The organism is Metabacillus sp. RB-C-LZQ-3-1, assembly GCF_058315175.1.
Window position 1 is genome coordinate 108,676 of sequence record NZ_JBZFLI010000007.1, and the last position, 18,320, is coordinate 126,995.

Here is an 18,320-nt window from a genome sequence, read left to right on the forward strand (position 1 = left end):
CGTAAGCATGAAGACGAAAATTGTAATTATAGATGATCATCAATTATTTCGTGAAGGTGTAAAACGCATTTTAGATTTCGAGCCAAGCTTTGAGGTAATTGCAGAAGGTGATGACGGAGAGGACGCATTAGCACTTGTTGATGCACACAAACCAGATGTTGTAATCATGGACATTAATATGCCGAAAGTAAATGGTGTTGAAGCCACGAAGCAATTGATTGAAGCCAACGAAGACACAAAAGTCATTATTTTATCCATACATGATGATGAAAACTATGTGACACATGCGTTAAAAACTGGTGCAAGAGGCTACCTATTGAAAGAAATGGATGCTGATACATTAATTGAAGCCGTCAAGGTTGTCGCAGATGGTGGATCATACTTGCATCCAAAGGTAACACATAATTTAGTCAATGAATTTAGACGACTTGCCGCATCAAATGGACAAGCTGCATCGATGCAGCCATTACAGCCAGAAATTCGTCGACCACTACATATCTTAACACGTCGCGAATGCGAGGTTCTTCAAATGCTGGCAGACGGAAAAAGCAACCGCGGCATAGGAGAAGCTTTATTTATTAGTGAAAAGACAGTCAAAAACCATGTAAGTAACATTCTTCAAAAAATGAATGTAAATGATCGTACACAAGCAGTTGTTGTTGCGATTAAAAATGGTTGGGTTGAAGTGAAATAAGGATGAAGAGTCAGGACCTTTTTAGGTTCTGGCTTTTTTGTATAACTAGACTCCTCTTTTAAAGATATTGCTCCTCGAGCTTTTCTTGAAGACTAAAACCCTTACTCGAGAAAAAGTCCTCATCGTCGTTATGAAGACCAAATCTCTATATAAAAACCCGAGAAAATGTCTTCATCGCCGTTATGAAGACCAAAACTCAAAATAAAAACCCGAGAAAATATCCTCATCGCCGTTATGAAGACCAAAACTCAAAATAAAACCCGAGAAAAAGTCCTCATCGCCGTTATGAAGACCAAAACTCAATATAAAAACCCGAGAAAAAGTCCTCATCGCCGTCATGAAGACCAGATCTCTATATAAAAACCCGAGAAAAAGTCCTCATCGTTCTAATGAAGACCAAATCCCTTTACTAAGTTTTCATGTCTAGCTCCAGCCACCATAGGTACAAACCATATAAACCAATTTAAAAAGGAAAAAGCTCTTTCTATTCATTTGCTCTAAGCAAATCAAAACTCCTCTAATTTTGTTTTAAATTCATAATTATCCGAACTTAACCCATATACTAAACGAATAGTGAAATTCCACACATATTCCGTTAAAATGAGAGGTAGAATATGATAATGGACAAGGAAGGAATAAAAACATGAAAACGGCTATTGTTACAGATAGTACAGCATATATAACGGAATCGATTCGCAAAGAATACGACATTCATATGATTCCTTTAAGTGTGAACTTTGGGAATGAAACATATCAGGAGGAAGTGGAAATCACCTCAGAGCAGTTTTTTGAAAAAATGCGAGGACAACAAGAGCTTCCAACAACATCACAGCCCCCGGTAGGGAAGTTTGTTGAATTATTTGAAAGTCTTTCAAAAGAATATGACGCGGTTATTTCGATTCACCTCTCAAGCGGAATTAGTGGAACATACAACGGAGCGGCGTCAGCGGGTGAAATGGTAGAAAACATCGAGGTTTATGCATATGACTCCGAAATTAGCTGTATGGTACAAGGCTTCTATGCGCTTGAAGCAGCGGAAATGGCCCGTGAAGGCAAAGATCCTAAAGATATTTTGGCGCGCTTGGATGAAATGAAAAAAACAATTGATGCTTATTTTATGGTAGATGATTTAAGCAACCTTCAAAAAGGCGGACGATTAAGCGGAGCTCAGGCTTTAATCGGCAGCTTGCTGCAGGTAAAGCCGATTCTTCATTTTGAAGAAAAAGTGATCGTTCCCTTTGAGAAGGTACGTACCCGTAAAAAAGCATTAAATCGAGTGTTAGAGCTTCTTGATGATGTAGCAAAGAAAAATGAACCAATGCGTGTTGTCGTGATTCATGCAAATCGCCAAGAAGAAGCGGAAAAGCTGCAACAGGAACTTTCTAAGAAGTATAACCATATTGAATGTATGGTCAGTTATTTCGGACCTGTTATCGGAACGCATCTTGGTGAAGGTGCAATGGGGATTGGATGGTATAAAAAATAAGTTTTTATGAGAAGATAGTACCATTCATTCATGGTACTATCTTCTTATATTCGTTAACATTCATAGACATATGGTTAATATTCCCTCATACTATGTATAGAAATTGTATAGAAATGCAAGGAGGCTTTTGAAACATTGGCTAATACTTCAAACCAAACCATGCAAGCAAATGAGGAAAAAAAACGAACGTATCGTCATTGGACAACCCTTGAAGACCGAAAGCTATTAGAATTACGAAATAGTGGAATGAAATTTAGACATATAGCTGAACAATTATCACGTACACCTATCAGTGTAGAAAAGCGTTATCGAAAAATTTGCCAAAATCATTTAGGTGACTCATGAGATTTAATCTGATAAATAATATATTGACCCCGATATTCTCCAGTAAAGAAGGCCTGCCAATCTCAAGCTATCATCAAATACCTGAGGTGACCACTCAACCACATTTTCCATTTTCAACTGACCTTCAAAAGCATTTAGCAGGAAAAGAGTTACTCCTAACAGAGATCCCTTTCCAAATGGATATAGTCCAGGCTCACTATGAGCAAGGCTATGTCAAACTAAATGCTGGGATTGTTAAGAAACAAAAGAGCTTAACATGTAATCGCTGTGGAAATTACAATCCTTCTTTCTTTGCATCTTTCGCATGCTCAAAATGTGGGGAACCAAACTGCCACTACTGCCGAAACTGTATCATGATGGGCCGCGTGAGTGAATGTACACCACTTTATAGCTGGAGCGGTCCAACTGTCCAGGAATCCTCACCCTCTGTCCTATCATGGGAGGGGCAGTTATCCAAAGGACAAGCTCTTGCATCAGATCGTGTTGTTAGAGCTGTAAAAACGGACAGCGAGTTACTAGTTTGGGCAGTTTGTGGTGCAGGGAAGACCGAGGTGCTATTCAAAGGAATCGAACAGGCACTCTCTGATCACAAACGAATTTGTATTGCAACTCCTCGTACAGATGTTGTCCTCGAATTAGCACCACGCCTCCAAAAGGTCTTTCCTTCAACATCTATTTCTGCGTTATATGGCGGCAGTGAAGACCGGCATACCTTTTCATCCCTCACCATTTCAACAACACACCAGCTTTTACGATTTAAACAAACGTTTGATTGCATCATTGTTGATGAAGTTGATGCCTTTCCATATTCAGCCGATTTCTCTCTCCAATTCGCTGTGCAAAAATCCCGTAAAGAAAAAAGCTCCCTTATCTATCTAACTGCAACTCCGAATAAAAAATGGAAGCAGGAAGTTCAGCAAAATAAACGACAAGCAGTCCGAATACCAGCCCGGTATCATGGACATCCACTGCCTGTTCCTGAGTATGTTTGGGTTGGCAATTGGAAAAAACAGCTTGAAAAAGGGAGATTACCTCCAAAAGTAATTAATTGGCTAAAAACGAGAATTGAAGGTAATAAGCAAGCATTTCTTTTTGTCCCTTCAGTCTCGATTATCGACGAAGTTGTTAAGCTTTGCAGGAAACTTGATGAAAGAATAGAGGGAGTCCATGCAGAAGACCCTAACCGACGCGAAAAGGTAAAAAGATTCCGAAGCGGAGAAATGATCGTGATCGTCACTTCCACCATTCTAGAAAGAGGGGTAACCATTCCGAATAGTGATGTAGCAGTGTTAGGCAGTGAGGATGATATTTTTACAGAAAGTGCTCTTGTGCAAATCTCAGGTAGAGTTGGGAGAAGTGCAAAATATCCTAGTGGACATGTTACTTTCTTTCACTATGGCAAATCACAAGCGATGGTGGATGCAAGAAAACATATTATGAAAATGAACGAGGAAGCAAAACAAGGTGGGTATTTTTGAAAATAGTAGATACTTTCAGAAAACTCCTCTATATGGCATAATAATCGTAACTGGATGATTGAGGAGAGCGAGATAGATGCTAATAAATGCGATGGAACAAATGATGAAGGAATTATTGGAGGAATACAAACATCGTTTACAATTAAAGTGTACATGCAGTACATGCTTAGACGATATTCTTGCATTGAGCCTGAACAAAATCACTCCTCGATACGTAACAAATATGGAGAAAGTGATGTATGTCAAAGCTCAGTTTATTGATAAACAGGAAATGACATCTCTATTAGTCATATTAGCTGAATGCGCAAAAATTGTGTCTGACAACCCGCTTTGTGATAATTACCAATAAAGGAGTAGATTTCGATTACGTACTGCTTAATTTGTAAGGAACAACTATCACTTCAAATTACATGGAAAAGCTTTTTGCTGTCTACAGAAACAACAACCTGTTCCTCATGCTATCAATCTCTCGTGAAAATTAACGATCCTGTTTGTCCGAGCTGTTTTAGACCCCAAAGTAACCAAGATCTTTGCCCAGACTGTCAATCGTGGGAAAATGACCCCAATTGGAAAGGAATTCTGCAACGAAATGTCTCTGTCTACGAATACAACGACGCTATGAAGGATGTTCTCTCCACATATAAATTCCGCGGTGATGCAGCACTAGCAGCTGTCTTTCAAAAAGATTTTCAAACAAGTTTCAAAGCGAACTTCCACATGAAAACAATCGATGCAGCCATTCCCATACCATTAAGTCCAGAAAGACTCTACGAACGGGGCTTTAACCAAGCAAAGCTTTTAGCAAACCTTCTCCCCCTCCCGCAGCTAGAAATCCTTCAACGAACCCATCATGAAAAACAATCAAAAAAATCCCGACAAGAACGACTCTCCTCATCAAATGTGTTTTCGATCACTGACCATAGTATAATAGAAGAAAAAAATCTCTTATTAATCGATGACATTTATACAACAGGGACCACGCTGAGACACGCGGCAAAACGTCTAAAAGAAAATGGAGCAGCATCGGTTTCTTCTTTGACATTAATTAGAAGTTAAAAAGTGAAAATCCTAGCCGATATAATAAGTAGATAACAAATCGATAGGAGAATATACGATGGGTGAATTAGCGAATTGTCCGAAGTGTAATGCGTTGTATGTGGAGACGCAGTTTCGAACTGTATGTGATAAATGTTTTAAAGAAGAAGAACAGGATTATGAGACGGTATATAAATTTTTAAGAAAACGAGAGAATCGTATGGCAGAGCTAGATGTTGTAGTGGAAACAACCGGAGTGTCAAAAGATTTGATTCTTAAGTTTATCCGTCAAGGTCGAATCATGCTTTCAAATTTTCCGAATCTAGGATATCCTTGTGAAAAATGTGGGAAAACAATTCGAGAAGATCGTTTATGTGCAGATTGCAAAAGTAATATCCATAAGCAAATTAATCAATTAGAACAAGAAAAAATGATTAGTGAACGAAACAAACAATCAACTAGAGAAACGACCTTCTATTCTCAAAGTCCTAAAAAGTAACGAAAAGCTTAATGTTTTTAGATAAATGCCGATATTAAACATAACGACAACGAACGTACTCTATGAAAGTGAGGGGTATTCATGAAAATTAATAATATAGGTTCAATGGGTGTTAATCCATACAAAAAAAATCTAGAAAAAAACGCAGCAGCAACACCTAAAGCGCAATCCAAAGCAGATAAAGTTGAAATCTCTTCAAAAGCAATCGATTTACAGCAATCAAATGAATTGGTTAAAGCTAGACAAGAGAAGGTCCAAGCAATTAAAACTCAGCTTGAGAGCGGGAATTATACGATTGAACCAAAGGAAATTGCGAAAGGCTTGCTTAACTTTTATCGAAAATAATGAATGAAGGAGGGTTATGGATGTCAGCCGGGAAATTAATACAATCGCTAGAAAAGCTATTAAAGCTTCATCAACATTTACTTGAAGTAACCCTTCAAAAGACAGAGATATTGAAAAATGACCAAGTAGAAGATTTAAAAGCACTTATTAAAAAAGAGACAATGTATTTACAAGCGATAAAGCAACTAGAAGAGGAACGGGTTATTCTAACAAAAGAATACTTAGGCAGTAATGAAGAAGTTACTCTTTCAGCTTGTATTGAAAAGGCCACTGGCACGGATAGTGAAAAGCTGAAAGTCATTTTAAAAGAATTTACTGAGATTATGGATAAACTTAAAGCGAGCAACAGCCTGAATAAAGAATTAACAAAACAAGCATTGCAATTGAATGCTATGACACTTGATATGTTAATGCCACAAGAAACTGAGATTAACTATAATAAACCGGCAAATAAAACGCCAGAGAAACAACGTCGATCAATTTTTGACTCAAAAGCTTAAAAGTTAGGAGGGAAAATCATGCGTTCAACATTTATGGGATTAGAAACCGCAAGACGAGGAATGTTTACTCAACAAAGTGCTCTTCATACGACAGGGAATAATATTGCAAATGCCAATACACCAGGATACTCACGTCAACGTGTGAACTTTCAGGCTACAGAATCCTATCCGTCACTTGGGTTGAATCGTCCGCAAATTCCAGGGCAAATTGGAACAGGGGTTGAAGCTGGAAATGTTCAGCGTGTACGTGAAAGCTTCCTAGATATTCAGTATCGTTCAGAAAATAATAAACTAGGCTACTGGGAATCTAGAGCGAATGCACTTGAAAAAATGGAAGAAATTATGAATGAGCCGTCTGATACTGGGCTTTCAAAAACGATTGATCAGTTTTGGCAATCATTACAGGACTTAGCGTTAGATCCAACAAATGCTGGAGCGCGTTCTGTTGTGAAAGAACGTGGGATTGCGGTTGCTGAGACGTTTAATTATTTATCATCTTCTTTAGGTTCAGTTCAAGGGGACCTAAAAAATGAGTTAGATGTATCTATAAAAGAAATCAACTCCATTGCGAATCAACTAAATAGTATTAATAAACAAATAGCTAGTATAGAGCCAAACGGATATCTGCCGAATAACCTTTATGACGAGCGTGATGTTTTATTAGATAAGCTTTCATCATTAGCCAATATAAAGGTCACTTACCAAAAATCTGGTGGTGATTCACTAGATATTGCTGAAGGTGCTGTTACAGTAGAAATTGTTGATGATAAAGGAAATTCACTAGGTACGTTAGTTCATGGGAAACAGCAAAGAGTGAACGAGTTATCTGTTAAATATAATCAATCAAATGGTTTAGTTGAAACAGTAAGCATTGGTTCTTCTGACATAGGAGTTCGGAACTTTAATAGTGTCGGAAAAATTAGCAGCTTAATTGATTCATATGGCTATACCTATGAATCCGATGGTCAATTTGTTGAGGAAGGATTATATCCTGAAATGCTGGCAAAGCTTGATACGATGGCCTATAGCTTTTCAGCACAATTTAACGAAGTGCACAGGGCTGGGTGGAGTTTATCAGACTTCGGGTCAGATAATGAACCAGTGCAACACACTGAAATTAATTTCTTCTCGTTCGGTGAAGATGCTGATGGAAATGATATTTTATTAGATCGTGATAACATCAAAGGAGCAGCAAGCTCGATGCAGGTTTCTTTGGCGATTAATCAATCAACTGACAATATTGCGGCTGCTTTCTCAAATGATGGACAAATAGTTTATATTGGTAATGGGGACAATGCCATAAAGTTAGCGGAAGTGAAGAACCAAACATTTTTAATTGGCCATAACTTTACTACATTACAAAACTACTATGAAGGATTAATCGGAGGAATGGCTGTAAATGCACAGGAAGCAGAAAGGCTTACGTCAAACAGTTCTGTGTTAAGAGACTCTGTAGACCAAAGAAGACAATCTGTAAGTGCCGTTTCACTAGACGAAGAAATGACAAATATGATTCAATTCCAGCATGCGTACAATGCATCAGCGAGAATGATTACATTACAAGATGAAATATTAGACACGATTATAAATAGAATGGGAATTTAATAAATTGGTAGGTGACGAAAATGCGTGTTACCCAAAGTATGCTAGCAAGTAATTCTCTTAAAAATTTAAGCAAAAGTTATGCAAATATGGGAAAGTATCAAGATCAGCTTGCTACAGGGAAAAAAATTAACCGTCCTTCTGATGATCCGGTAGTTGCGATAAAAGGAATGTTCTATCGTACCAACTTAACGGAAGTTGAACAATATAAAAGAAATCTTTCTGAGGCATATACTTGGATGGAAAATTCTGAGGCAGGAATTGAACAGGCAACACAGGTAATGCAACGTATTCGTGAGCTAACTATTCAAGGGCAAAATGGTTCCAATAGTCCTGAGGATTTAAAAGCCATAGGTGTAGAGATTAAACAACTGAAAGAGGATCTTCTAGGCGTTGCAAATACTCAGGTTGCGGGCCGCTATATATTTAATGGTACCCAAACAAAGAATCCTCCTATTATAACCGATACAAATGGTAATTTAGATTTTTCAAAAATGGTAACGACACCGTTTGAAGTAGAGGTTTCAAAAGGTGTTCAACTAAAGGTAAATATTAATCCTGAAAATGTGTTTGGATCTGAATTATTTAACACACTTCAGCAACTTGAGGATGGTTTGTCCGATGGATCCGGTAGTTTAGAAAATGGGGACGACATTCTTAAACAGCTGGATTCACACATCGATAAAATGTTAAGTGAACGAGCGGATATTGGTGCTCGATATAATCGACTTGAATTAGTCGATTCACGTCTGGCTGATCAGGAAGTAATCGCGAACAGAATTTTATCGGATAATGAGGATGCGGATATCGAAAAAGTGATAACAGACCTTACCATCCAAGAAAGTATCCACCGTGCTTCACTTGCAGTTGGATCAAGAATTATTCAGCCAACGTTAATAGACTTTTTAAGATAAGCTATCCTTATGAGATAGCTTTTTTACTAGGAGTGATTTCATGAAAATACCTCAAATTAGACTTGAGAGTACTAGTGCTCAAATCGGAATAAAAACAAATCATGCAGTTAATCATATCCAACAACCAATGGCTGACCTATCAATTGAGCAACCTAAAGCAGATCTTACGATTAAGACAACTCCATCAAAACTAACGATTGACCAATCTCAAGCACGTGCAGATATTGATTTAAAATCGATCTTTCGGAGAACCGAGGAATTTGCTCAAAATGGCTACCAAGATTGGCTAAAAGGCATAGCAAGGAGAGCCCAACAGGGTGATGAATTAATGAAAATAGAAAATGGCGGGAATCCTATTACAAATCAAGCCAAACAAAATAGTCAGAAGCCTATGAAAGAATTTGGATTGGGATTTATTCCTTCTGCTGGTAGTGTGAAAATTCAGTATGAACCGGCAAAAGTAGATGTTGAAATACAACCAAACAAGGCAAAAATTGATGTTCATGTAAATAAGCCGATCTATGATTACGAACCAGGAAAAGTCGATATCGCTCTTCAAAGAAGAAATGAATTAAAGATTGATTTTGAAATAATAGATATTAAGGCATAATAGGAATAGGATGGTGACTATGGAAATTAATACGAAATATCATGGGATACTTAATGTGGAAGAGACTGATTTTATTCATTTTGAACATGGGATACCAGGGTTTGTCGATGAAAAAGAATTTATTTTCTTACCGATGGATGCCGAATCACCTTTTTATATCATGCAGTCTAAACAAACCTCTGAATTGGGTTTTGTTGTAACAAATCCTTTCTACTTCTTTAAAGAATATGAATTTGATCTACCAAAACAAGACAAAGAAGTACTTAAAATAAACAATGAAGAAGATATTCAACTATTTACGATTTTATCGGTAAAAGCACCTTTTTCAGAAACAACCGCTAATCTTAAAGCGCCTATTATTGTAAATCATAAATCAAAGCTAGCAAAACAAGTAATTTTAAATGAAACGCCATACACAACCAAACATAAAATCTTACAAAAAGCTGCCCAAAAATAGGAGGTGGAAGCATGCTAGTCTTAACAAGAAAAACCGGTGAAACCATTCAAATAGGGGATCATATCGAGGTAACGATTCTATCTGTCCAAGGTGATCAAATAAAACTGGGTATTAATGCTCCAAAAGATATTGAAATACATCGTAAGGAAATTTACTTAAGTATACAAGAATCAAATAATGAAGCTGCTTCCGTAAGTAATAATGTCCTTGATCAATTAAAAATAAACCGTTTAAACCTCTAGTATCAGGCTAGGGGTTTTTTTGTTGGTGAAAATAGAGAATAATTTTATAAAAACTATTAAACAATTTTAACCACTGACGATAATAATAGTGTAGGGGAGAAGTACTGAATGGCGGCCGACAAGAAGTGCTTCTTTCTAAAATATAAACTTTCATTCACAAGGATGTGAATGAAGCAAAATTCAAGGAGGAATTTTTAAGATGAGAATTAATCATAATATTGCTGCACTTAACACGTATCGTCAGTTGAACAGTGCATCAGGTGCACAATCTAAATCTATGGAGAAATTATCTTCAGGTCTTCGTATTAACCGTGCTGGTGATGATGCTGCAGGTCTAGCGATCTCTGAAAAAATGCGTGGGCAAATCCGCGGATTAGATATGGCTTCTAAAAATGCTCAAGATGGTATTTCTTTAATTCAAACAGCTGAAGGTGCGTTAAATGAAACACACAGCATCCTTCAACGTATGCGCGAATTAGCTGTTCAATCTACGAATGACACCAACACTGCTGATGACCGAGCAGAGCTTCAAAAGGAAGTTCAACAGTTAAAAGACGAGGTTGACAGAATAGCAAATAACACTGAGTTCAATACAAAAAAACTATTAAATGGTGATTTGGACGATTATTCTTTTAAAGCAGAAAGTGCAACTGTAACAAGTAAAACAGGTGATTTCACTGTTGCGATTAATACAGCTACTGCTCCTGATAGTGATGCAACTACTGCTGCAGTTGTAACAGCAGATGATACATTTACAGTTAAGGTTACCAAGTATGATGCTAGTACAGATACTTATTCTTACACCATAACTCCAGAATCAACAGGCGTTGAATCTGCAGAAGCTACTTTCACTGCAAGTGGTGCTGCTGCAGACACAATTACTGTTGGTGGTGGTATTGATGTAGATGTAGATTCTACTAAAATCAAAGTAGGGGATTCCTTCACTCTTGTTACTAGAAAAGATGCTAACACTACAGGTACCCCATCAGATGCTTTGACTTTCCAGATTGGTTCTAACTCAAACCAGACTATTAATGTTGGTATCAGTTCAATGAAGACAGCTGATTTGCATATTGACAATGTAGATGTATCTACACAGAGTGGTGCCTCTTCTGCTATTTCAACGATTGATGATGCAATAAAAAACGTTTCTGCAGAACGCTCTAAACTAGGTGCATTCCAAAATCGCTTAGAACATACTATTAACAACCTAGGTACATCTTCTGAAAACCTAACAGCTGCGGAATCTCGTATCCGTGACGTAGATTATGCTTTAGCTGCATAAGCAGTGACAAGCACAGTCGTCCTAGCTGGTAACGGCTAGAGATCATAATCGGGTGAATTGCTGGAAACCCCTTAGAGCTTTTCTTACTAAAACGTAGTTGGCAACGACAAGCGTGAATGTTTGAAAAAAGAAAAGATTGGGCAATCAGCAGCCAAGCTCCTGTCTCGAAAGAGTGGAGAAGGTTCAACGACTAGGATAGACCACCTAAAGGCTAAGCTCAAGGTGATGAAATCCATAGGTGAAACAATGTCCATCAGCATTGTGAATCCGAAGTGCCCGACCCCTACTAGAATGCTAGAGGGTGAAGATATAGTCTGGTCATTTGTGAAAGCAAATGTTCGCACGATGGCGAAAGAAATGATGGAACAAACAAAGAATTCTATTCTTTCTCAAGCAGCACAAGCAATGTTGGCTCAATCAAATCAAATGCCTCAAGGAGTTTTACAACTCTTGAGATAATGATTTGAAGGGCGTCTAGCTTGGTAACGAGCTAGAGTATAACTGGGTGAATTGCTGGAACTTCCTAAAGCTTCATCAACCACAACGTAACTGGAAACGGTAGGCGTGAAGGTGTGAAAATGATGCAGATGAAACAATGGATAATCAGCAGCCAAGTTCCTGTGAGGAAACTCTGGAGAAGGTTCAACGACTAGAATGCACTGTCTAAGGTGAAATACTATGACAATGAGATTCGTAGGGTGGCAAAAGCCATTCGAAGTGCCCAGCCCCTAAATTTAGGGTGAAGATATAGTCTATTCTGTAATCGAAAGATACAGTCGCAAAGCAAGCGAACCAACAACCACAAGGAGTTCTTCAACTTCTTCGTTAATTTTTAATTTATATAAATGGGACTCTAGTTTTTCTAGAGTCCTATTTTTTATTTAGATTATATGTGCTAATTACATAATCTAGTGTTTTAAATCAAGAGTTATTGTCGAGAAAGCAACCCTTCTTTCGCAAATCTTTTATCTTATAAACCACAGACCAATAAGTTCGATTTAGGTAATAAGCTATAGCTTGGTCTGTTTGACCTTCTAATTTCAACCTGATTATATCCATTACTTCCTTTTCTGTGTAGTTTGAAAATCTTGAGGAGTCAGTTTCAATAACAGAATAACTAGGATAATCTAATTGCAATTTTTCCTTTTCTACATTAAATCGATATTCCCAATCAAATTTATAGCGCATACTTTCGCAATTACTTATTGTTGATTTAACTTCATTTAAAAAGCGATATACATCTTTTGTTTTTGTCATTTTTAAAATATACCCGTTGCCATCATTGCGTTTATTAAGTTTAAGCTCATACTTGAATTGCTCTGAAATAAAATGACCAAGGAGTTCTAATTCATTCTTTTTGTAACATTGAAGATAAAAGGAAATTGCAGGCATAAGATAGATCTTCTTGGACCTATGATTAATTCGTTTACTTAAGATTAATGATCCATCGTCGAGGTATAAAACAAGCAAAAAATAAAATGAAGTACAATACTTCAATAAGTCTATAGGAATATGTTTTTCTCCAGTTTCATCATAAAAGAAGGGGAATAGTGAAGTGAACAGTGGTAAAGATTTCGACCTCAAGCAACTACTCTGTTGGGTTAAATAGAAATATTCTCGTAATTGCTTTGTTTTCCAGATTCGATATTCTAACTGATTCATACTAAAATGCTCTCTATAACTATTATTTTTTCTTCTTGATCCATGATAAATCTTCGTTATTTCTCCATCACCAATAATACTTGCTAAAAGCATACTTCTTTTATCAACACTAATAGTTTTAATATTGTCCATAGAATCACCTCATTTTAACAATACCGAACATTTGTTTTCTTTTTGTTACATTTAGGATAAGTTTACGTAAAATATCCAATAGACCAGTATTAACATTTTCTGAAATTGTCCGATAAAAACAATAGACAACAAAATATAGGAGTGTTGACAATGCCTGTTGAAAACATCACATCACAGACTGCACTTCCAAGAATAAATATGACTCAAGACATCGATAGAAAATTAGATAATGAACAACAAACACAATTACCGCTCGATCAACCATCAAAAGAGCAGCTGGAAAAAGCGGTTAAAGGAATCAACGATTTTATCGAATCCTCAAGCACACATATTCAATTCAAGCTGCATGAAAAACTAAATGAATACTATGTAACAGTTGTAGATAATGAAACAAAAGAAATTGTTCGAGAGATTCCTTCTAAAAAAGTACTAGATGTATATGCCGCGATGACTGAGTTCATCGGATTAATAGTAGATAAAAAGATTTAAGGCGGTGATGAAATGGCCATGCGAATTGGCGGCTTAGCCAGCGGAATGGATATTGATACAATCGTAAGTGACTTGATGAAAGCGGAACGTATGCCTCTAGATAAGCTTACACAAAAAAAGCAGACATTAGAGTGGCAGCGTGATGATTATCGAGAAATGAATAAATTATTAAAAGAGTTAGATGATATGCTCTTTGTAAATCAAAATAGTATAGGAAGACAAGCAACTTTTCTGAAAAAGTCAGTCACAAGCTCAGATGAGTCAAAGGTTACTGCAAAAGCCATTAACGCACAAACAAATGTGTCAGCAACAATTGATGTTTTAAATTTAGCTAGTTCAACAAGCTGGAAAACATCAGGAGATATTAGCGGATATACAGCACAGGACATTGAATTAAAGTTTAAAGTCAAAGATCCAGGTGCTACTGAATATAGATTTGCTTCTATTAAATTATCAGCAACGGATACATTAGATCAGGTTGTCAGTAAAATTAACTCCTCAAGCCTAGGTGTAACAGCAATGAAAGAAAACATTAAAGCTGCTGATGGCACATTTAAAGAAACGCTTGTTTTTACGAACAACAAAACAGGTTCAGGAGCAGAAATTTCATTAGATGATCGAGATGCAACGTCTGAAGCTGCTACCCAAACATTTATGAGCAACCTTGGTTTTACATTTGGTGGTACCTCAGGTAAAACATTAGTAGCTGATCAGAATGGACAGGACGCAACCGTTAAGGTAAACGGATATGAAATGAAAAAAAGCTCAAATACATTCACCATTAATGGAATTGAATACACAGCAAAAGCTGTAACAAATTCAGGACCGGTATCCGTATCATCATCAACAGATGTAGACAGTATACTTGATTCAATTGTTCAATTTGTTAATAAATACAATGAAGTGATTGAAAAAATTAACGGGAAGATATCGGAAGAACGCTATCGTGACTACCAACCTCTAACTGAAGAGCAAAAGAAGGAAATGGAAGACAAAACAATCGAGCTTTGGGAAGAAAAAGCCAAAAGCGGATTGTTAAAGAATGACTCTATTCTTTCAAGCGGATTAAATAGTATGAGAATGGATTTTTATTCTCCTGTTACAAACGCTTCTACTATTGAAGGGTTTAAGCAACTAGCGGAGATCGGGATTAAAACCTCTTCTAATTACTTAGATAAAGGGAAATTAATCATCGATGAAACAAAATTACGAGAAAAAATCCAAGAAAATCCTTCTGCTATCTATCAATTGTTTAATGCAGAAGGAACGACTGAAGAAACAACTGGAATTGCTAAGAGATTACGTTCTACGATAAAAAACACGATTGATAATATTGAAAAAAGAGCTGGTAACTCTTTAAAAGTAAATAACCAATTCACGATAGGAAGAAATATCAACTCAGTTGAAGATCAAATCGATCGATTCCAAGACCGTCTAATCCAAATAGAAGACCGTTACTGGCGCCAATTTACAGCAATGGAAAAAGCGATCCAACGTTCAAACGAACAAATGTCTTATCTCATGCAGCAATTCGCATAATAAAAGGAGTGTCTACTTTGGCAATGAATAATCCTTACGCAGCCTACCAACAAAATGCAGTGACAACTGCCTCACCAGGTGAAGTAACGTTAATGCTCTATAATGGCTGCATCAAATTTATCAAACAAGCTAGCTTGGCGATTGAACATAAAAAGATAGAAGAAAAGAACACAAACATTCAAAAGGCACAAAAAATTATCACTGAGCTTATGATCACGTTAAATATGGATCTTGATATCTCGCAAAATATGGCGGTCATGTATGAATATATGATTCACCGTTTAACTGAAGCAAATGTTAAAAATGATCCTTCAATTTTGCAAGAAGTGGAAGGCTTAGTTGTAGAGTTTCGTGACACATGGAAGCAGGTTATTCAAATCACCCGTCAGCAACAGCATCGACAAGGTGGACAAGCGTAGTGAGTGCAGTAGAAAAGGTTCATGCTTTGACGGAACAGCTTTTTCAGTTAGTCTCTCAGTCATTCGGTAAAGATCAACGGGATGATCGAATAGAAAAAATAAATTCATTAATTGAACAAAGAGAACTTCTTTTGCCAGATATTCACCCTCCATTTTCCATCAATGAAAAGGAACTCTTTCAACAAGTTGTTCAATGGAATGAAGTGATCGTAAAGAAGATGGCTGAATTAAAGCAGCTTATTCAACAAGATATGATTCAGCTTAAGAAAACAAAAACTTCTAATCAACAGTACGTAAACCCATACCAAAACATCTCTACATCAGATGGTATGTTCTACGACAAACGAAAATAGGTGAAAATGATGGCAATCTTAACAAGCGACCACTATGAGATGATTCATTTTTATAACAATCTCTTAAATACAATTGAGGAAGGCTTTGACTATGTTGTTCAAAGCTTTACAAATCTTGAGCTAACTGAAGGTGACCGCATTTTTAAAGATATTTTAGCCGCCTTTTATCATGTTGACTCAACCCATAAAACACTCTATTGACTATTGCAAGATGAACATGAGCTTGTTGAGGAGATGGGGAAGTTTGACCAGGTGATCTTAGCTTTAGATGAAGACTCATCAATATTTACTTCCTTAGATACCAATCAAGAATTTGTGAAAAATCATTTATTTCCTGCTTACCTGGCATGGAAAGAGTCTATGCAGAAGCAGTTGAAACCATATATCATCCACTAAAAAAACTCGCCAACCTAAGGGCGAGTTTTTTCATTTATTCTAAACACTCAACATAAACTATTTACATACCCTTAAAGTCACCTTCACAAACTTTACCCAAACTTACAATCTTCTACAAATTATTTCAAAATCTCACAAACTTTTTTCAAGTTTATGCAGGAGACAGGCAGGGAAGTATAGAAATAATACTACATAGCTTTATCAAAAAGGAGGAGTTCAATCATGAGATATAACGTCAGAGGGGAAAACATTGAAATAACTCCAGCATTAAGAGAATATGCAGAAAAGAAAATTGGTAAGCTTGAGAGATACTTTGAAGAGTCCGTTGACGCAAATGTCAATGTTAACTTAAAGTATTACAATGATCAGGAATCTAAAATTGAGGTTACAATTCCAATGACAGATTTGGTGCTACGTGCTGAGGAAAATCATCAAGACATGTACGCGGCAATCGATCTTGTTGTCAATAAATTAGAGCGTCAAATTCGTAAGCATAAAACAAAAGTAAACCGCAAGCTTCGTGAGCAGGGTGCTCCAAAGTTTGTGTTTAGTAATTATCAGCCTGAAGATATTCCACAGGAAGAAGTGGAAGAATCAGAAGAAGTTGTTCGTACAAAACGATTTAATCTTAAGCCGATGGACAGTGAGGAAGCAATTCTTCAAATGGACATGCTTGGACATAATTTCTTCGTTTACACAGATGCGAAAACGAATAAAACAAATGTTGTTTATAAACGTAAAGATGGAAAATATGGCTTAATTGAGCCACATGTATAAAATGAGCAGCGCCTTTAGGGCGCTGTTTTATATTAAGGGGAGAATACTTAAATGAAGAATCCAAAGGTTGTGGTTGTAGGCAGCGTCAACATGGACCTTGTGACACAGACAAATCAGATTCCAAGGGTAGGCGAAACGGTTCTAGGTGAAAACTTTTTCACGGTCCCGGGTGGGAAAGGTGCCAATCAAGCGGTAGCTGCTGCGAAGCTGGGGGCGGATGTTGCCTTACTTGGCTGTGTTGGAGATGATGCATTTGGCAGTGAATTAAAGCAGCATTTACAAAAACAAGGTGTTCATACGGACTACATACAAACCATCTCAGCTACTTCAACAGGTGTCGCATCTATTACGTTGTCAGAAGGTGACAACAGCATTATTGTTGTAGCAGGTGCCAATCATAAACTTACACCAACAATTGTTCAACAACATGAACAGCTGATTGCAAATGCTGATATCCTTTTACTGCAATTAGAAATCCCATTAGAAAGCGTTGTTCTAGCAACCGAGATAGCCCGTAAACATAAAGTACCGGTCATTCTAAATCCAGCACCAATGCAGAAGCTGCCGAAAAATTTAATCCTTCAGGCAACCTACGTCACACCAAATGAACACGAATTAGAAAGTCTTCTTGCTAGTACAAATCTATCCAAGGAAGAAACCGAGGCCTTAAAAAGAAAGAGTATTGTTACAAGAGGGTCAAAAGGAATCCAGCTTTTTCAGGATGGAAAGGAACAGCTTATCAGTGGGTATCAAGTTGAGACGATTGACTCGACTGGAGCAGGGGATACATTTAATGGAGCATTAGCTGTATCTCTTAGTAACGGATTATCATTGATGGAGTCCAGTCAGTTTGCAAACGCTGCTGCTGCCCTTTCTGTCACAAAGCTCGGTGCACAGGCTGGGATGCCAACAAAGGAAGACGTTGAAACTTTCCTTCAATCCTAGAGGTCAAGCAATGCCATTGAATCTGCATGGCACTCCCTTGACCTCTTATTTTGTTTAACCATAGAAAATATTTTTGTAGAAAGAAAAAGAGGGGATTTTATTTTCTTATATTTGCC

Annotated in this window: 25 protein-coding genes; 24 read left to right on the forward strand and 1 reads right to left on the reverse strand. The window is 37.1% G+C overall.

Going from position 1 to position 18,320, the window contains the following annotated elements; translation table 11 throughout:
* Positions 1-7: 7 nt before the first annotated feature.
* The 16 genes from AC4GZ8_RS13220 to AC4GZ8_RS13295 all read left to right on the forward strand — a co-directional run bounded on the left by AC4GZ8_RS13220 (position 8) and on the right by AC4GZ8_RS13295 (position 11,951).
* A complete protein-coding gene (locus tag AC4GZ8_RS13220) occupies positions 8-694 on the forward strand; it encodes a response regulator (RefSeq protein WP_491082336.1) in 687 nt (228 codons plus the stop codon).
* Between the two features lie 643 nt (positions 695-1,337).
* Entirely contained in the window at positions 1,338-2,180 is an 843-nt protein-coding gene (locus AC4GZ8_RS13225) for a DegV family protein (protein ID WP_491082337.1), read from the forward strand.
* Positions 2,181-2,315: 135 nt separating this feature from the next.
* On the forward strand, positions 2,316-2,525 hold the full coding sequence (locus tag AC4GZ8_RS13230; protein ID WP_491082338.1) for a hypothetical protein: 210 nt from the start codon (positions 2,316-2,318) through the stop codon (positions 2,523-2,525).
* On the forward strand, positions 2,522-4,003 hold the full coding sequence (locus AC4GZ8_RS13235) for an ATP-dependent helicase ComFA (protein ID WP_491082339.1): 1,482 nt from the start codon (positions 2,522-2,524) through the stop codon (positions 4,001-4,003). The genes AC4GZ8_RS13230 and AC4GZ8_RS13235 overlap by 4 nt, the downstream gene beginning before the upstream one ends.
* Before the next feature lie 76 nt (positions 4,004-4,079).
* A complete protein-coding gene (gene comFB / locus AC4GZ8_RS13240) occupies positions 4,080-4,352 on the forward strand; it encodes a late competence protein ComFB (protein ID WP_491082340.1) in 273 nt (90 codons plus the stop codon).
* Positions 4,353-4,426: 74 nt separating this feature from the next.
* A complete protein-coding gene (locus AC4GZ8_RS13245; protein ID WP_491082341.1) occupies positions 4,427-5,059 on the forward strand; it encodes a ComF family protein in 633 nt (210 codons plus the stop codon).
* Positions 5,060-5,117: 58 nt separating this feature from the next.
* On the forward strand, positions 5,118-5,537 hold the full coding sequence (locus AC4GZ8_RS13250; protein ID WP_491082342.1) for a TIGR03826 family flagellar region protein: 420 nt from the start codon (positions 5,118-5,120) through the stop codon (positions 5,535-5,537).
* Positions 5,538-5,618: 81 nt separating this feature from the next.
* A complete protein-coding gene (gene flgM / locus AC4GZ8_RS13255; RefSeq protein ID WP_491082343.1) occupies positions 5,619-5,882 on the forward strand; it encodes a flagellar biosynthesis anti-sigma factor FlgM in 264 nt (87 codons plus the stop codon).
* A 20-nt stretch (positions 5,883-5,902) separates the two neighbouring features.
* Complete coding sequence (locus AC4GZ8_RS13260; protein ID WP_491082344.1) at positions 5,903-6,382, forward strand: flagellar protein FlgN; 480 nt, start codon at positions 5,903-5,905, stop codon at positions 6,380-6,382.
* A gap of 18 nt (positions 6,383-6,400) precedes the next feature.
* Complete coding sequence (flgK, locus tag AC4GZ8_RS13265; protein ID WP_491082345.1) at positions 6,401-7,987, forward strand: flagellar hook-associated protein FlgK; 1,587 nt, start codon at positions 6,401-6,403, stop codon at positions 7,985-7,987.
* A gap of 20 nt (positions 7,988-8,007) precedes the next feature.
* The gene (gene flgL / locus AC4GZ8_RS13270) at positions 8,008-8,898 is read left to right on the forward strand and encodes a flagellar hook-associated protein FlgL (RefSeq protein ID WP_491082346.1); all 891 of its coding nucleotides are present in this window, start codon (positions 8,008-8,010) and stop codon (positions 8,896-8,898) included.
* 40 nt (positions 8,899-8,938) lie between these two features.
* The gene (locus AC4GZ8_RS13275; protein ID WP_491082347.1) at positions 8,939-9,508 is read left to right on the forward strand and encodes a DUF6470 family protein; all 570 of its coding nucleotides are present in this window, start codon (positions 8,939-8,941) and stop codon (positions 9,506-9,508) included.
* A 19-nt stretch (positions 9,509-9,527) separates the two neighbouring features.
* Positions 9,528-9,965, forward strand: a complete 438-nt coding sequence (gene fliW, locus AC4GZ8_RS13280) for a flagellar assembly protein FliW (protein ID WP_491082348.1) — start codon at positions 9,528-9,530, stop codon at positions 9,963-9,965.
* A gap of 11 nt (positions 9,966-9,976) precedes the next feature.
* Positions 9,977-10,207, forward strand: coding sequence for a carbon storage regulator CsrA (gene csrA, locus AC4GZ8_RS13285; protein ID WP_491082349.1), 231 nt, complete (start codon positions 9,977-9,979; stop codon positions 10,205-10,207).
* 199 nt (positions 10,208-10,406) lie between these two features.
* A complete protein-coding gene (locus AC4GZ8_RS13290; protein ID WP_491082350.1) occupies positions 10,407-11,492 on the forward strand; it encodes a flagellin N-terminal helical domain-containing protein in 1,086 nt (361 codons plus the stop codon).
* Positions 11,493-11,612: 120 nt separating this feature from the next.
* A complete protein-coding gene (locus AC4GZ8_RS13295; protein WP_491082351.1) occupies positions 11,613-11,951 on the forward strand; it encodes a flagellin in 339 nt (112 codons plus the stop codon).
* 462 nt (positions 11,952-12,413) lie between these two features.
* Here the strand turns inward: AC4GZ8_RS13295 and AC4GZ8_RS13300 are convergent, their stop codons facing one another.
* On the reverse strand, positions 12,414-13,286 hold the full coding sequence (locus AC4GZ8_RS13300) for a DNA endonuclease (RefSeq protein ID WP_491082352.1): 873 nt from the start codon (positions 13,284-13,286) through the stop codon (positions 12,414-12,416).
* Between the two features lie 150 nt (positions 13,287-13,436).
* Between AC4GZ8_RS13300 and flaG the strand changes: the two genes are divergently transcribed.
* The 8 genes from flaG to rbsK all read left to right on the forward strand — a co-directional run bounded on the left by flaG (position 13,437) and on the right by rbsK (position 18,204).
* Entirely contained in the window at positions 13,437-13,775 is a 339-nt protein-coding gene (gene flaG / locus AC4GZ8_RS13305) for a flagellar protein FlaG (protein WP_491082353.1), read from the forward strand.
* Between the two features lie 12 nt (positions 13,776-13,787).
* Positions 13,788-15,314 carry a flagellar hook-associated protein 2 gene (locus AC4GZ8_RS13310; RefSeq protein ID WP_491082354.1) on the forward strand — a complete coding sequence of 509 codons (1,527 nt, stop codon included), beginning with the start codon at positions 13,788-13,790 and terminating at the stop codon, positions 15,312-15,314.
* A 17-nt stretch (positions 15,315-15,331) separates the two neighbouring features.
* Positions 15,332-15,733, forward strand: coding sequence for a flagellar export chaperone FliS (fliS, locus tag AC4GZ8_RS13315; protein ID WP_491082355.1), 402 nt, complete (start codon positions 15,332-15,334; stop codon positions 15,731-15,733).
* On the forward strand, positions 15,733-16,086 hold the full coding sequence (fliT, locus tag AC4GZ8_RS13320; protein ID WP_491082356.1) for a flagellar protein FliT: 354 nt from the start codon (positions 15,733-15,735) through the stop codon (positions 16,084-16,086). Before fliS ends, fliT begins: the two co-directional genes overlap by 1 nt.
* 9 nt (positions 16,087-16,095) lie before the next feature.
* Complete coding sequence (locus tag AC4GZ8_RS13325; RefSeq protein ID WP_491082357.1) at positions 16,096-16,287, forward strand: DUF8042 domain-containing protein; 192 nt, start codon at positions 16,096-16,098, stop codon at positions 16,285-16,287.
* A gap of 51 nt (positions 16,288-16,338) precedes the next feature.
* Entirely contained in the window at positions 16,339-16,482 is a 144-nt protein-coding gene (locus tag AC4GZ8_RS13330) for a hypothetical protein (protein ID WP_491082358.1), read from the forward strand.
* Between the two features lie 222 nt (positions 16,483-16,704).
* Positions 16,705-17,259, forward strand: a complete 555-nt coding sequence (hpf, locus tag AC4GZ8_RS13335; RefSeq protein WP_491082359.1) for a ribosome hibernation-promoting factor, HPF/YfiA family — start codon at positions 16,705-16,707, stop codon at positions 17,257-17,259.
* A 51-nt stretch (positions 17,260-17,310) separates the two neighbouring features.
* On the forward strand, positions 17,311-18,204 hold the full coding sequence (gene rbsK / locus AC4GZ8_RS13340) for a ribokinase (protein ID WP_491082360.1): 894 nt from the start codon (positions 17,311-17,313) through the stop codon (positions 18,202-18,204).
* Positions 18,205-18,320 lie beyond the last annotated feature (116 nt).